Annotated in this window: 15 protein-coding genes and 1 pseudogene; all 16 read left to right on the forward strand. The window is 48.8% G+C overall.

The window, feature by feature from the left end:
* Positions 1-108: 108 nt before the first annotated feature.
* The 16 genes and pseudogenes from QZ323_RS05780 to QZ323_RS05855 all read left to right on the forward strand — a co-directional run bounded on the left by QZ323_RS05780 (position 109) and on the right by QZ323_RS05855 (position 15,774).
* On the forward strand, positions 109-624 hold the full coding sequence (locus QZ323_RS05780) for a hypothetical protein (RefSeq protein WP_294633577.1): 516 nt from the start codon (positions 109-111) through the stop codon (positions 622-624).
* A 24-nt stretch (positions 625-648) separates the two neighbouring features.
* Entirely contained in the window at positions 649-1,269 is a 621-nt protein-coding gene (locus QZ323_RS05785; protein WP_294633578.1) for an ATP-binding protein, read from the forward strand.
* An 881-nt stretch (positions 1,270-2,150) separates the two neighbouring features.
* Positions 2,151-2,351 (forward strand): annotated as a pseudogene (locus QZ323_RS05790) (PD-(D/E)XK nuclease family transposase); the annotation flags it as partial.
* An 88-nt stretch (positions 2,352-2,439) separates the two neighbouring features.
* Positions 2,440-3,609: an AIR synthase-related protein gene (locus QZ323_RS05795; protein ID WP_294633580.1), complete on the forward strand. Its 1,170-nt coding sequence runs from the start codon at positions 2,440-2,442 to the stop codon at positions 3,607-3,609.
* Positions 3,610-3,631: 22 nt separating this feature from the next.
* The gene (locus tag QZ323_RS05800; RefSeq protein ID WP_294633581.1) at positions 3,632-3,913 is read left to right on the forward strand and encodes a hypothetical protein; all 282 of its coding nucleotides are present in this window, start codon (positions 3,632-3,634) and stop codon (positions 3,911-3,913) included.
* A gap of 74 nt (positions 3,914-3,987) precedes the next feature.
* Positions 3,988-4,191, forward strand: a complete 204-nt coding sequence (locus tag QZ323_RS05805) for a hypothetical protein (protein WP_294633583.1) — start codon at positions 3,988-3,990, stop codon at positions 4,189-4,191.
* Between the two features lie 2 nt (positions 4,192-4,193).
* Positions 4,194-5,306: a peptide chain release factor 1 gene (gene prfA / locus QZ323_RS05810; RefSeq protein WP_294633584.1), complete on the forward strand. Its 1,113-nt coding sequence runs from the start codon at positions 4,194-4,196 to the stop codon at positions 5,304-5,306.
* An 84-nt stretch (positions 5,307-5,390) separates the two neighbouring features.
* Complete coding sequence (locus QZ323_RS05815) at positions 5,391-7,262, forward strand: DUF4153 domain-containing protein (protein WP_294633586.1); 1,872 nt, start codon at positions 5,391-5,393, stop codon at positions 7,260-7,262.
* 29 nt (positions 7,263-7,291) lie between these two features.
* Positions 7,292-8,116, forward strand: coding sequence for an orotidine-5'-phosphate decarboxylase (gene pyrF, locus QZ323_RS05820; protein ID WP_294633587.1), 825 nt, complete (start codon positions 7,292-7,294; stop codon positions 8,114-8,116).
* 253 nt (positions 8,117-8,369) lie between these two features.
* Positions 8,370-8,939 (forward strand): sugar O-acetyltransferase, encoded by a 570-nt coding sequence (locus QZ323_RS05825; protein ID WP_363174846.1) that lies wholly within the window; start codon positions 8,370-8,372, stop codon positions 8,937-8,939.
* Positions 8,940-9,080: 141 nt separating this feature from the next.
* Complete coding sequence (locus QZ323_RS05830; RefSeq protein WP_294633589.1) at positions 9,081-9,893, forward strand: M48 family metallopeptidase; 813 nt, start codon at positions 9,081-9,083, stop codon at positions 9,891-9,893.
* Between the two features lie 623 nt (positions 9,894-10,516).
* Positions 10,517-11,746, forward strand: coding sequence for an HD domain-containing protein (locus tag QZ323_RS05835; RefSeq protein ID WP_294633590.1), 1,230 nt, complete (start codon positions 10,517-10,519; stop codon positions 11,744-11,746).
* 84 nt (positions 11,747-11,830) lie between these two features.
* Positions 11,831-12,871, forward strand: coding sequence for a UDP-3-O-(3-hydroxymyristoyl)glucosamine N-acyltransferase (gene lpxD / locus QZ323_RS05840; RefSeq protein WP_294633592.1), 1,041 nt, complete (start codon positions 11,831-11,833; stop codon positions 12,869-12,871).
* Positions 12,872-12,874: 3 nt separating this feature from the next.
* Complete coding sequence (locus tag QZ323_RS05845; protein WP_294633594.1) at positions 12,875-14,260, forward strand: bifunctional UDP-3-O-[3-hydroxymyristoyl] N-acetylglucosamine deacetylase/3-hydroxyacyl-ACP dehydratase; 1,386 nt, start codon at positions 12,875-12,877, stop codon at positions 14,258-14,260.
* A 70-nt stretch (positions 14,261-14,330) separates the two neighbouring features.
* Positions 14,331-15,107 (forward strand): acyl-ACP--UDP-N-acetylglucosamine O-acyltransferase, encoded by a 777-nt coding sequence (gene lpxA, locus QZ323_RS05850; RefSeq protein ID WP_294633596.1) that lies wholly within the window; start codon positions 14,331-14,333, stop codon positions 15,105-15,107.
* Between the two features lie 106 nt (positions 15,108-15,213).
* The gene (locus QZ323_RS05855; RefSeq protein WP_294633598.1) at positions 15,214-15,774 is read left to right on the forward strand and encodes a hypothetical protein; all 561 of its coding nucleotides are present in this window, start codon (positions 15,214-15,216) and stop codon (positions 15,772-15,774) included.
* Positions 15,775-15,807: the final 33 nt, after the last annotated feature.

Here is a 15,807-nt window from a genome sequence, read left to right on the forward strand (position 1 = left end):
GCGTCCGACTTATACCCCAAAATTCGATGTTTTCAAATTTTTGTCATGTACTTAGTGATGATTTACTAAATAAATTGTTCGTTTGACCTCTAAAATACATGTTTGGGAATGGTTAATATGAATACCGTTCCTTTAAATAAGAACCACATTCCATATCGGCAACTTAATTATTTTTCGACTTACCGACCGACAATAAAATTAGCAAGTCGCGTACCATTTGACGAACGTGGAAATCCAAATATTAAGATAGAGGATATTTCAACGCTGTTGTTACGAGAATATTTGGTGAAGGTAGGTAGCAAACTTGCCAATGAACTATATACAAAACCTCTCGAAAATATATTGGAGCAAATGGATTTGTATGTTGGTCCTAAGGAAAATCGTATGCTTAGAAATGTAACAGCTATGATGTTCTGTGAAGACCCAAGCAAATTATTTAAACGTACACAAGTTGAAGTTGTATATTTCCCAGAAGGACGATTAAATAATCCCAACAACTTATACGAAGGTCCTGTAATTAAGGGTTCCATCACTCAGATAATTGACAGAACACTGGAATACCTGAATCGTATGCTTGTTATGCAGACGGTGATAAAGCCCAAGGATAGTAGTAGGAGTCAATAGTTTGTCACTTATCCATATCAAGCATTGGAGGAGAGTGTAACAAACTCACTCTATCATAGAGATTATCGTGAATGGGAACCAGTGGTTATTACTATAGAACCTCAAGGAATCACTATACAAAATGTTGGTGGTCCTGATAGAAGCATATCTGCTGCTGATATTTCAAGATGTGAAATCTTAGTATCTAAACGTTATCGTAATCGTAGACTTGGCGAATATCTGAAAGAATTGGATTTGACAGAGGGTCGCAGTACAGGTATCCCTACCATTCAGAATGTTTTGGAGAATAATGGCTCACCCCGAGCTGCTGTAGTTACAGATGAGGAACGAACCTTCTTTAGAATAACCATTCCTTGCCATGAAGCTGCTGGAAATATTATCGCAGACATAGCACACAAAGATGGTACACTAAAAGCTTCTAAACGAGGTTCACTAAAAACTGCACTACAAAGTGCACCAGAAACTGCACTACAAATCATCAATGAAATTAGGAATAATCCTAATGCAACCCTTTCTGAGATAGCTGAAAAAAATGGCGTATCTCGCCGTTGGGTTGCTTCTAATATGAAACATCTTCAAGATACAGGTGTTGTTAAACGAGTTGGACCTAATAAAGGTGGTCATTGGGAAATTATAGGTAAATAGTAAAATTGAGATAAAGACAGCACGCTCAGGGTGAGTGTTTTGTTTTATGGCAACAGCAATCCAGTACAACCAACCCCAGATTTCGTTCGAAGAACAAATTACGACCCTAAAGAATGATGGTATAGTCTTTACGAATGAGTTTTGAGTTTACATTTTTCAAATTGATAAGTTCTTAAGTTTGTAAAGAAAATGCCAATATATGTAACGGGTGATAAGAATATATGTAATGCCGCATTACATATATTCTTATCACCCGTTACATATATTGTTATTCTATAGCTCAAATTTCGTAAGCTCAACTCTTCATTTTCCCCTTTCCATTTTCCATTCTCTCTGAATCTCTCCCTCCATCCGGTCCACGACTTGATACTCCACGCTTCCCTATCTGTCCCTTCTTGTCTTGAACCCGTATTTCTTCAAAGACAATACCAATATCTGCGTAGTCAGCCTATTCATCTCCCTAATTTCCTCCCCTTGTGCCAGTACTTGTATCCTTCCTTCAACAGCACGTATGCCTATGCATAGACTACTTCATAATTGCAGTTGCAGGAATATGGAGTGGAAGTTAATCATCTGATTGATGATATCTGTTTTCTTATATTTTTTTATTTATGTGTTACACACAAATGTAGTTATAGGTAGGGGGGCTACCCTCCTATTATTATAAAATGTGTGTGTAACAAGCCTTAAGAAAAAATTAAGAAAATACGCGCCTGCGCTCGCGTACGCGTGCGAGAATAACCTCCCGCCTTTTGCTAACAAGCAAACTCACCACACCACCGCCTTGTTTCCACCCAAAAATCGACTTTTCTTCAGTAAATAAGGCGGTTATCTCATTGTTTTTCTCAACATTTGCCATCACAATACTTAAAGCAAGCATTATGGGAAGTGAAGGATTACAGGAACGCTATATTAACCCCTACACCGATTTCGGCTTTAAAAAACTGTTCGGGACAGAACTGAACAAGGAACTGCTCATCAGTTTCCTCAATGCCCTGCTGCAAGGCGAACAGACGGTGAAGGATGTGACTTACCTGAACACAGAGCATTTAGGTACACAAGAGATAGACAGAAGAGCCGTGTCAATTCGGCAAATTCTTATGCAAACTCAAGGCAGTAAGCAAAATAATCACTATTTTTGCGCATTCAATTGAAAAAACATATCAACTCATGAGTAACCAAAGATACATGATGCGCGGTGTCAGCGCGTCTAAAGAAGATGTGCACAACGCCATCAAGAATATCGACAAGGGTATTTTCCCACAAGCATTCTGCAAAATTATCCCCGACATTTTGGGCGGCGACCCAGAATATTGCAACATCATGCACGCCGACGGTGCAGGCACCAAGTCGAGCCTGGCTTACATGTACTGGAAAGAGACAGGCGACCTGAGTGTTTGGAAAGGCATCGCACAAGATGCATTGATCATGAACATTGACGACCTGCTCTGCGTAGGTGCCGTAGACAACATCCTGGTCTCCTCCACCATCGGACGTAACAAGTTGCTCGTGCCCGGCGAAGTAATCTCTGCCATCATCAACGGCACAGACGAACTGCTTGCCGAACTGCGCGAAATGGGCGTAGGCGTATATGCCACCGGCGGTGAGACAGCCGATGTAGGCGACTTGGTACGTACCATCATCGTAGATTCCACCGTTACTTGCCGCATGAAACGGAGTGATGTCATCAACAATGCCAACATCCGTCCGGGTGACGTGATTGTCGGCTTGGCTTCATACGGACAGGCCACTTACGAGAAAGAGTACAACGGCGGCATGGGCAGCAACGGACTGACTTCGGCACGCCACGACGTATTTGCCAAGTACCTCGCCGAGAAATACCCCGAAAGCTATGACAAGGCCGTACCCGAAGAGCTGGTCTACAGCGGCGGACTGAAACTGACAGATAGCGTAGAGGGCAGTCCGCTGGATGCCGGAAAGCTGGTTCTCTCCCCCACCCGCACATACGCTCCGGTAGTGAAGAAGCTGCTCGATGCCCTTCGTCCTGAGATTCATGGAATGGTGCACTGCTCCGGCGGCGCACAGACCAAGGTGTTGCACTTCGTGGGCGACAACTGCCGCGTCATCAAAGACAACCTCTTCCCCGTACCTCCCTTGTTCAAGGCCATCAAGGAGCAGAGCGACACGGATTGGAGCGAAATGTACAAGGTATTCAATATGGGTCACCGTCTGGAAGTGTACCTCTCTCCCGAACATGCCGAAGAGGTGATTGCCATCAGCAAGAGCTTCAACATCGACGCACAGATCATCGGCCGCATCGAAGAGAACGACAAGAAAGAACTGATTATCAAGAGCGAGTTCGGAGAATTCCGTTACTAATCGCCTGATACGAAAAGAGAACATGAAGGAAAGAGACCATGAAGGTTGCCTGATACTTATAGGCATCGTGGGGATCTACGGGGCACTCCTCGTTATAGCCTATTGGCTGGATTTCCCTTTCCTCAAGTTCGCCAGCTATCTGTTCCCTGGACTGACGGCATCCTACGTTGGCAGTATCTACTTCTGCCCCGCAGAAAAACGGGAGAAGAACCGCTTCTCCCGTAAAACGTGGATATGGCTCGTCATCGCCTATCTGGCATTGGCGGCACTGTTGGCGTGGTGGCTGGAAGGCAGATTGTGGTAATCCTCACATTCAGTGCCCCTCATGACGAATCAGATCCAAGGTCTATAATAACAAGAATACTAAAGCGAATAAGCATGAAAAAGAAAATCATCGTCAGCCTTTGCGTACTGGTAAGCATGTCTTGCCTGCTTGGCATATTCACCTTTCTGATGGACACTTGGGGAGAAAGAAACTTCCTGCGCAAGGGCGTCGGCGTACTTGCCCTGATGGGATGGGTAGTGATTACCTACCGGATGGCGACCTTAAAATATAAATGGATAAGAAGATTGGCTGAATAAATATGGCAGAAAACAATACAATATTAGAAAAGCTGGACGGACTTGTAGCACGCTTCGAGGAAGTCTCCACTCTGATTACAGACCCGGCAGTCATTGCCGATCAAAAACGTTACGTCAAGCTCACCAAAGAGTACAAAGAACTGGGCGACCTGATGGAAGCACGCAAAGAGTACATTCAAGTGCTGAACGGCATCGAAGAGGCAAAAGAGATCATCGCCAACGAAACCGACCAAGAGATGCGCGAGATGGCACGCGAAGAACTGGATGCCTGCCAGACACGCCAACCGGAACTGGAAGAGCAGATCAAGTTGCTGCTTGTCCCCGCCGATCCGCAAGACAGCCGCAATGCCATCCTTGAAATACGTGGCGGAACGGGAGGCGACGAGGCTGCCATCTTTGCCGGAGACCTGTTCCGCATGTACAGCAAGTACTGCGACATCAAGGGCTGGCACCTGGAAGTATCGAGCGCCAACGAAGGTTCCGCCGGCGGTTTCAAGGAAATCGTCTGCTCTGTGACGGGGGATAATGTGTATGGTACACTGAAATATGAATCGGGCGTACACCGCGTGCAACGGGTGCCTGCCACCGAGACCCAAGGACGCGTGCATACCTCTGCCGCTTCCGTGGCTGTGCTTCCCGAAGCCGAAGAGTTCGACGTAGTCATCAACGAAGGTGAGATAAAATGGGATACCTTCCGAAGCGGCGGTGCCGGCGGACAGAACGTGAACAAAGTGGAATCGGGCGTGCGCCTGCGCTACAACTGGAAGAACCCGCTCACAGGCGTGGTCGAAGAAATCCTCATCGAATGTACCGAAACGCGCGACCAACCCAAGAACAAGGAGCGTGCCCTCTCGCGCCTGCGCACCTTTATCTACGACAAGGAGCACCAGAAGTACATCGACGACATCGCCTCCAAACGCAAGACCATGGTCTCTACCGGCGACCGTTCGGCAAAGATACGTACCTACAACTACCCGCAAGGACGCATCACCGACCATCGCATCAACTATACCATCTACAACCTCGCCGCCTTCATGGACGGAGATATTCAGGACTGCATCGACCACCTGACCGTGGCAGAGAATGCGGAAAGGCTGAAGGAAAGCGAATTATAGGAAGGATTTAAAGTATGTTCTATTTGAAGAATTAAGGAGTTAGCTCTTCAAATAGAACTTTTAGAAACTAAAAAAATACGCGTCATGAAACCATTGCAAGCCAAAACAGCACAACTCTTGAAGAGTGCTTCCGAAGCCTTCCGTACCTGTTGGAAACGCTTCCCGGTCACCGTATGTTTCCTTTTCTCCCTCACTGTCTACCTCATTTATTGCACCGCCAACGAATGGAAAGGAAGCCAAGCCATGCAAGGCACACTCACCTACTATTTCTCTGTAGGCGCACTGCTTTCGCTCACGCTGCACCTGTGGAGCGAGGAAGTAAAGAGCCAACGCTTGAAACTGAGCGTGCAAAGCATAATGCATGCCCTATTGTTTGCCGATGCCGCCTACATCTACCACCTTATCCATACACAGACGTTCTTCGTAGAGAAAGGACTTACCCACGCCTCCCTGCTGCTGGCATTGACCGTTGCCCTCTTCTACCTCCCGTTCTGGCGGGAGAAGAACGACGTGGCAAGCAACAAGTTTGCCCAATGGCTTATCAACACTTTCTTCATCACCCAGTTTGTGGGACTGCTACTTTGGGGCGGCATCAGCCTGCTGCTTGCTTCGCTGGAGGCATTCTTCGGCATCCCTGTCAGTTATAAATGTTACGCCTACATCGGTTACTTATGTTGTGTACTGCTCGCCCCGTTGCTCTTTCTCGGGTTACTGCCGCAAGGCGAACGGAAACATGACCGCACTCCCAACCCCTCCTCATTCTGGAACAAGGCGTTGCGTTACATCTTCCTGCCGCTCACGATGAGTTATCTTGCCGTGCTATATGCCTACATCGCCCGCATCCTCTTCCTGTGGGAACTGCCCAATGGATGGGTATCGAAACTGGTGACGGCACTGATGGTATTGCTCATTGCCATAGAGTTTGGGCTTTACTCCGTCCGGCTGAAAGAGAACCGTCCGTTCGACCAATGGGTGGCACGCAAGTTACCGCTGTTCATCCTTCCGCTGCTCCTGCTGATGACCGTAGGTATCGCACGCCGCTTCAACGATTACGGCCTTACACTCAACCGGCTTTATCTTGTCACGTTGAACGGTTGGTTCTACGTGATCTGCATTGGGCTGCTTGCCAGCAAGGCACGCCGCATCCACTGGATACCCCTCTCGTTTGCCGGGCTCTTCATACTGACGTCCGCACTGCCTGTGAACTATGCAAGCCTCTCACACAACTATCTGCTGAAAGCAGTAGAGGGCAAAATGGAGCGTGACTACCCAGGCACGCTACCCATGAACGACGAGCAATACCTCGACTGGCTGAAGACATTGCCCAAGGAGGAGGCGCTGGCACTGAACAGCCGGTTAAGAGAACTGGATGACTTCTACCGCGACCGGAACATTCACCGACTGGTAAGCAAGGACATCCGTTATTGGGCAGCAGAAGAGTACATAAAGGAAGACACCATCGTCATGCATGAGATAGCTGTAGAAGGAGAAGATGGAGAGAAAGAGTTTATCGGTTCGAAGGGCAGGTATTATAGCTACAGCAACAGACTCAGCAAGACAATGAATCCGTTGGACATTTCCGAAGGATATACGAAGCTTGTACTGTACGACAACGCCAAAGATACGATCCACCTGCGGGCATTGAAGTCGGACACGCTTGCTTTCGCCCTGCGTACCTATGACGACGAGACGACCGAAAAGAGCGACGAAACCAGCAAAGCGACCTGCGAAGAGACCGAAGAGATCGGCGAAGCCAGCGCAGACACTGCCTACGTATCCCTTCAGGACCTGCGCAAATGGGACAAGCTGTACAACCTGTCGCCGCAGCCCCTCCGCTGCAACCGCGTAGGAGACAAGTTCATGCTGACCTACTTCTACCTGAACTCATATACGGACGACACTACCGGAGAACAATTTATGAGACTGACTTTCTCCGGCATGCACCTCAAGAAATAACCATTAAACAAACAAAAATATATATCCTTATGAACAAACAAGAATTATTTGAAAACATCAAGCGCAAGAAATCTTTTCTCTGCGTAGGTCTGGACACCGACATCAAGAAGATTCCCGAACACCTGCTGAAGGAAGAAGACCCCATCTTCGCCTTCAACAAAGCCATCATCGATGCCACGGCAGACCTCTGCATCGCCTACAAGCCCAACCTCGCCTTCTATGAGAGCATGGGCGTGAAAGGCTGGATCGCTTTCGAGAAGACCGTGAACTACATCAAGCAGAACTACCCCGACCAGTTCATCATCGCCGATGCCAAACGCGGCGACATCGGCAACACCTCTGCCATGTATGCACGCACGTTCTTCGAGGAACTGAACATCGACTCCGTCACCGTTGCCCCCTACATGGGCGAGGACAGCGTCACGCCCTTCCTCAACTACGAAGGCAAATGGGTCATCCTGCTTGCCCTGACCAGCAACAAGGGTTCGCACGACTTCCAGCTGACGGAAGACCCGCAGGGCGAACGCCTCTTCGAGAAGGTGTTGCGCAAGAGCCAGAAGTGGGCCAACGACGGACAGATGATGTACGTGGTAGGTGCCACGCAGGGCCGCGCCTTCGAAGACATCCGCAAGATTGTTCCCCACCACTTCCTGCTCGTGCCCGGCGTAGGTGCACAAGGCGGCTCATTGGAAGAGGTCTGCAAGTATGGCATGACGAAGGAATGCGGTCTGATCGTAAACTCCAGCCGCGGCATCATCTATGTGGATAAGACAGAAAACTTCGCCGCCGCCAGCCGGAAAGCAGCCCAAGAGGTGCAGGCACAAATGGCAGAACAGCTGAAGGCAATACTTTAAGAGCCTGTTTAAATTTTGTTCAGCCTTCTTTTGAGAGTTCTTTTTGAGGATGTTTTTCTGTTTTTATGAGGAGCATAGCGGGCTATGTGACGAATAAAAACAGAAAAACAGACCGAAAAGAAACTCTAAAGAAGCTGAATAAAAAACTTTTTGAAGAAAATTTAAACAGGCTCTAATATTGATTAAAAGAAGGAGTTGTCATTCCTCGTGAACTTCCGATAACTCCTTTTTATAATGTCCCCCGAACAATAACATGGAGAAACAAACAACAGACCACTTCGCCCTGCTACATTCGGGCGAATGGATGAACGGCTTCACTGACGACATCCTCCAGGCACTGACCCGTTGCGAAGAGAAATGCTTCGAACTGAACTCACTGCCTCCCTCCCGACGCGCCGAACGGGAACAGATCATCCGGACACTGTTCGGACATGTCGGCCAGACGCCCATCGTCCATAGCCCTTTCCACTGCGACTTCGGCACAAACATCCACATAGGCGACCACTTTGTGGGCAACTTCCACCTGACCATCTTGGACGAAGCAGAAGTGCGCATCGGCAACCACGTTTTCATTGGTCCCAACACCAGCCTGTGCACCATCGTCCATGCCTTCGATGCCGAGCAGCGCAACGCGGGCATCATGCGTGCCCTCCCCATCAACATCGGCAACAATGTATGGATAGCCTCCAACGTGGTCGTACTGCCCGGGGTGACGATTGGCGAAGGAGCCGTTATCGGTGCAGGCAGCGTGGTGACGAAAGACATCCCGCCCCGCGTGCTTGCCTTGGGCAATCCGTGCCGCGTAGTACGCCCCTTGGAGTAGCCGCACCAAACATACAACTAAAGATATATGGAACAAGACGAAGATCATACCTTATTATCGATATAAATGAGGCATTCTATTCTCATTTCTACTATTATTTTGTACTTTTGCAGCCGTTATCAATATAATATTATAAACGATATGAAAAAAATGATTTCTAAAACTTTCATGGCTATGGCATTCGTTGCCTTCGTCAGTCCGGCCTATGCACAGTTCAACATAAAGAAAGCAATAGGCGGAGCAGCCAAAGCCGTACAGGCATTTACCCTTACAGACGAACAGATGGCGGCTTACGTCAAAGAATCTGTGGATTGGATGGATGAACATAATCCCGTACCTCCCGAGGATAACCCTTACACACAGCGTCTTAGAAAACTCACCGAAGGCATTACCGACGCCGACGGCATACCTTTGAACTTCAAGGTGTACGACGTCATCGACGTCAACGCCTTTGCATGTCCGGACGGAAGCGTACGCGTATTCTCCTCACTCATGGACATCATGAATGATGACGAACTGATGGGAGTGATCGGCCACGAAATCGGCCACGTACTCAAACGCCACTCCAAGAATGCTTTCAAGAACGAGCTTCTCACAGGTGCCCTCAAGGATGCAATAGCCTCTACGGGAGGCAAAGTGGCAGCCCTTACAGAATCTCAACTCGGTACATTGGGCCAATCACTCATGAACGCCAAGTTCTCGCAGAAACAGGAGAACGAGGCAGACGACTGCGGATATGACTTCCTGGTGGCAAAAGGAAGAAACCCGTGGGGTATCGTCATGTCCTTCGAAAAGCTGATGAACTTGGAAGGCGGCTCCGGCAACAAACAGAGCTACATCCAAAAGATGTTCTCTTCGCATCCTGAAACGCAGAAACGCATCGCACACATGCAGAAACGCTGCGAAGAAGATGGCATCGCACGCCCGGCAACGACAGAAGAGAAGAAAGATTAAACTGACAGAAAAGAAAAAAGAAACTGGCAGATAAAAAAGAATAAACTGACAGATAATGCCCGTGATGTGATGCGGTTTACGGATCATATCACGGGTTCGTCATTTGAAACCATAACACAACAAGAAGTTAGCCGACCACGGCACATAACAGAGATTATAACCTCCCACTATACTTCCGCGACCTCCGTCCGGAAGAACGGTTCACGAAAACCAGTTAAATTAAATTAATCCATTTACCCTTTTTTCGCCCTTTTTCCACCCGTTTTCCACCCTTCTTCCGCCACTCTGCCTTCGTTCTACCTTCGTCGTACCTTCGTCGCACCTTCGTTCTTAGAGAACGGAGTTAAAACGGAGCTGTAACATTAACACACTGTGGCGCCAGTGTGTTACCGGATGTTAATCCGCCGTTTTCCGCCCCGTTATACTTGCATTGTTAGGTTCGTATGCCCACACCAAACCTACAACCCGCCGCCCCGCAATATGCAACACGTCCCCTCACCATTTACAACCCGCCGCCCCCGCACCCCATAAAAAAGAAAGAGCCGTGACAAAAACCGAAAACTTCCCCCATTAATAAGAAAAATTCTATTTTAAACATTACCTTTGCAGACAAACACTTAGCCATGTCTTACGAACGAAAAATCATCAACGACCCCGTTTTCGGGTTCATCAACATCCCCAAAGGACTGCTATACGACATCCTGCGGCATCCCCTCCTGCAACGCCTGAACCGCATCAGGCAGCTCGGACTCTCCTCCGTCGTCTACCCCGGCGCCCAACACACCCGATTCCAGCACTCCCTGGGCGCCTTCTACCTGATGAGCGAAGCCATCCAGCACCTCACCGCCAAGGGAAACTTCATCTTCGACAGCGAAGCCGAAGCCGTCGAAGCCGCCATCCTGATGCACGACATCGGACACGGACCCTGCTCACACGTACTGGAAAACACCATCGTGCGCGGCGTATCACACGAAGACATCTCACTGATGCTGATGGAACGCATCAACAAAGAGATGAACAACCAACTCACCCTCGCCATCCGGATCTTCAAAGACGAATACCCGAAACGCTTCCTCCACCAACTCGTCAGCGGACAGCTGGACATGGACCGACTCGACTACCTGCGCCGAGACAGCTTCTACACCGGCGTGAGCGAAGGAAACATCGGCTCCGCCCGCATCATCAAGATGCTCGACGTGAAAGACGACCACCTCGTAGTCGAAGCCAAAGGCATCTACTCCATCGAAAACTTCCTCACCGCCCGCCGCCTGATGTACTGGCAAGTCTACCTGCACAAGACATCCGTAGCCTACGAAAGAATGCTGATCAACGCCCTGCTCCGCGCCAAAGAACTCGCCGGACAAGGCATGGAACTGTTCGCCTCGCCCGCACTGAAGTACTTCCTCTACAACGACATCAACCGCGAAGCCTTCTACAACAATCCCGAGTCACTGGAAAACTTCATCCAACTGGACGACAACGACATCTGGACCGCCCTCAAAGTCTGGAGCCGCCACCCGGACAAGGTACTCTCCACCCTGAGCACCGGCATGATCAACCGAAATCTCTTCAAAGTAGAGATATCCACCGAACCCATCCGCGAAGAACGGAAACAGGAACTGACCCTGCAAATCAGCAAGCAACTGGACATCTCCCTCCCCGAAGCCGGCTACTTCATCTCTACCCCCAGCATCGAGAAGAACATGTACGACGAAGCTGACGACAGCATCGACATCCTCTTCAACGACGGCAGCATCAAGAACATCGCCCAAGCATCGGACATGCTCAACATATCGCTCCTGTCCAAGAAAGTAAAAAAGTACTACTTATGCTACCAACGCATACACAAGTAAGTATAAAATATTCACCTCAGAATAAGGAAATATAAAAAAAAAGTCCGTTATTTGTGTTTTGAAACCATCTAACAAGAATAACATATGGAGTTCTCTGCTAAACAAATTGCAACATTTATCCAAGGAGAAATTGTTGGAGATGAAAACGCTACCGTACACACCTTCGCCAAGATCGAAGAAGGAATACCGGGAGCCATCTCCTTCTTGTCCAATCCGAAATATACCCCCTACCTGTACGAGACCCAGTCCAGTATTGTCCTGGTAAACAAAGACTTTGTCCCGGAACAAGAAGTAAAAACTACTCTGATAAAAGTTGAAAACGCCTACGAAAGTCTTGCCAAATTGCTGAATCTTTATGAGCAAAGCAAACCCAAACGGGTAGGAATCGACCCGCTGGCATTTGTTGCCGAGACTGCAAAAATCGGCAAAGATGTTTACATCGCGCCCTTCGCCTGCGTTGGCGACCACGCAGAAGTGGGCGACAACACAGTGATACATCCGCACGCCACCATCGGAAGCGGCGCAAAAGTTGGCAGTGACTGTATTATTTACGCCAACGCCACCATCTATCACGACTGCCGTGTAGGAAACCGTTGCATTCTGCATGCCGGCTGCGTCATCGGCGCCGACGGCTTCGGCTTCGCCCCCACCCCCGAAGGATATGAGAAAATCCCCCAAATAGGCATCACCATTCTGGAAGACAACGTGGAGATCGGTGCGAACACCTGCGTAGACCGCGCCACAATGGGAGCCACCATCGTACATAGTGGCGTGAAGCTGGACAACCTGGTGCAAGTGGCACACAACGACGAAATCGGCTCGCACACCGTGATGGCCGCCCAAGTAGGCATTGCCGGTTCCACCAAGGTGGGCGAATGGTGCATGTTTGGCGGACAGGTAGGCATCGCCGGACATATCCACATCGGCAACAAGGTGAACCTCGGCGCACAGTCCGGCGTACCGGGCAGCCTGAAGGATGGTAGCCAGCTGATCGGCACGCCCCCCATGGAGATGAAGCCCTACTTCAAGTCGCAGGCAGTCTTCCGCAAGTTGCCGGACATGTACATGGAGCTGAATGCCCTCCGCAAAGAACTGAATGAACTAAAACAACAATTAAATAAGTAACCAATGTTGAAACAAAAGACTCTAAAAGACAGCTTTTCACTCAGTGGGAAAGGTCTTCATACGGGACTTAACCTGACCGTTACTTTCAATCCTGCTCCGGACAATCACGGATACAAGATTCAACGCATGGACTTGGAAGGACAACCTACGATTGATGCCGTTGCAGACAACGTAACCGAGACCACCCGCGGCACCGTGCTCTCCAAAAACGGAGTAAAGGTAAGCACCGTAGAGCATGGCATGGCAGCCCTCTATGCATTGGGTATTGACAACTGCTTGATACAAGTAAACGGACCGGAATTTCCGATTCTGGACGGAAGTGCCCAGTACTATGTCAACGAGATAGAACGCGTAGGCACCGTCGAACAGAGTGCCGTGAAGGATTTCTATATCATCAAGTCTAAAATCGAGTTCCGCGACGAAGCCACCGGCTCTTCCATCATTGTGTTGCCCGACGAGAGCTTCAGCCTGAATGTGCTGATTTCCTACGACTCGGACATCCTCCCCAACCAGTTTGCCACGCTGGAGGACATGACGAAGTTCAAAGACGAGATCGCCGCCAGCCGCACCTTCGTATTCGTACGCGAGATAGAGCCGCTGCTACAGGCAGGTCTCATCAAAGGCGGTGACCTAGACAACGCCATCGTCATCTACGAACGCGAAATGTCGCAGGAGAACTACGACAAGCTCGCCGATGTGATGGGAGTACCCCACATGGATGCCAAACAACTGGGCTACATCAACCACAAACCGCTGGTATGGCCCAACGAATGTGCACGCCACAAGCTACTTGACATCATCGGTGACTTGGCATTGATAGGCAAACCCATTAAAGGACGCATCATCGCCACCCGTCCGGGACATACCATCAACAACAAGTTCGCCCGCCAGATGCGCAAGGAGATCCGTCTGCACGAGATTCAGGCTCCTACCTACGACTGTAGCCGCGAACCCATCATGGACGTCAACCGCATCCGCGAACTCCTGCCCCACCGTTATCCGTTCCAGTTAGTGGACAAGGTCATCGAAATCGGTGCCAACTACATCGTAGGTGTGAAGAACGTCACCGCCAACGAGCCTTTCTTCCAAGGCCACTTCCCGCAGGAGCCCGTAATGCCCGGTGTGCTGCAAGTAGAGGCCATGGCACAGACCGGCGGATTGCTCGTACTGAACTCCGTGGACGAACCGGAACGCTACTCCACCTACTTCTTGAAAATAGATGGTGTGAAGTTCCGCCAGAAAGTCGTGCCGGGCGATACGCTGATCTTCCGCGTAGAGCTGATGGCTCCCATACGTCGCGGCGTATCTACCATGAAAGGCTACGTATTCGTAGGCGAAAAGGTAGTTTGCGAAGCCGAGTTCATGGCACAAATAGTGAAGAATAAGTAAGTTAATTATGAATTTTGAATTCAAAATTCATAATTCATAATTAACCATTCATAATTCAAAATTGAACAACATGATAAGTCCCTTAGCGTATATTCATCCCGAAGCAAAAATCGGGGAAAACGTAGAGATTGCTCCTTTTGTTTTCATCGACAAGAATGTGGTAATCGGCGATAACAACAAGATTATGGCAAACGCCAACATTCTGTATGGCGCACGTATCGGCAATGGAAACACCATCTTTCCCGGAGCAGTCATCGGTGCCATTCCTCAGGACCTGAAATTCAGAGGAGAAGAAACCACCGCTGAAATAGGCGATAACAACACGATACGTGAAAACGTAACCATCAACCGGGGTACAGCCGCCAAGGGCAAAACCGTGGTCGGCAACAACAACCTGCTGATGGAAGGCGTGCACGTAGCGCATGATGCCATTGTAGGCAACGGATGTATCATCGGCAATTCCACCAAAATGGCAGGTGAAATTATCATCGACGACAATTCCATCATCAGTGCCGGCGTCTTGATGCACCAGTTCTGCCGTGTAGGCGGATATGGCATGATACAAGGTGGGTGCCGGTTCAGCAAAGACGTTCCCCCGTATATCATTGCCGGGCGTGAACCCATCTGCTATGCCGGAATCAACATCGTAGGATTACGTCGCCGTGGTTTCTCCAACGAAACCATCGAGCAAATCCATAATGCCTACCGCGTCATCTATCAAAGCGGACTGAACACCACCGATGCTTTGAAGAGAATTGAGGAGGAGATGGAAATGACTCCTGAAATAAGCTATATTGTAAACTTTATACGCGAATCGGCACGAGGTATCATCCCCGCGGGAAAATGAGAAGATTTATGAATTGTGTTTTATGATTTATTGCCTATCAGCTGAATCAAAACCACAATTCATAATCCATAATTCATAATTTATAATTCATAATTCATAAATCCTTATGATCTACAGATTTACAATCATCTCTGATGAAGTGGACGACTTTGTCAGAGAAATACAGATAGACCCGGAAGCTACATTTTACGATTTCCACGAAGCTATTCTGAAATCAACAGGATACACGAACGACCAGATGACTTCTTTCTTCATCTGCGATGATGACTGGGAAAAAGAAAAAGAGATCACCTTGGAGGAGATGGATGACAATCCGGAAATGGACAGCTGGATAATGAAAGAGACCCGCCTCAGCGAACTGGTGGAAGACGAGAAGCAGAAGTTGCTCTACGTATTCGACTACATGACAGAGCGTTGCTTCTTCATCGAATTGTCGGAAATCATCACCGGAAAAGAAATCAAAAATGCCAAGTGTACCAAGAAAGAAGGCGACGCTCCCAAACAAGTGATCGACTTTGAAGAGATGGCCGCAGGCAGCAGTTCGCTCGACTTGGACGAGAACTTCTACGGCGACCAGGATTTCGATATGGAAGACTTCGACAGAGACGGTTTCGGAGGTCTGGACGAGGGTGCCGGAGGCAATCCTTACGACGAAGACAGATATTAAAGTTTGAGTTGATGAGTTTACAAGTACGAGTTA

This window comes from uncultured Bacteroides sp., assembly GCF_910585845.1.
GTDB lineage: Bacteria > Bacteroidota > Bacteroidia > Bacteroidales > Bacteroidaceae > Bacteroides.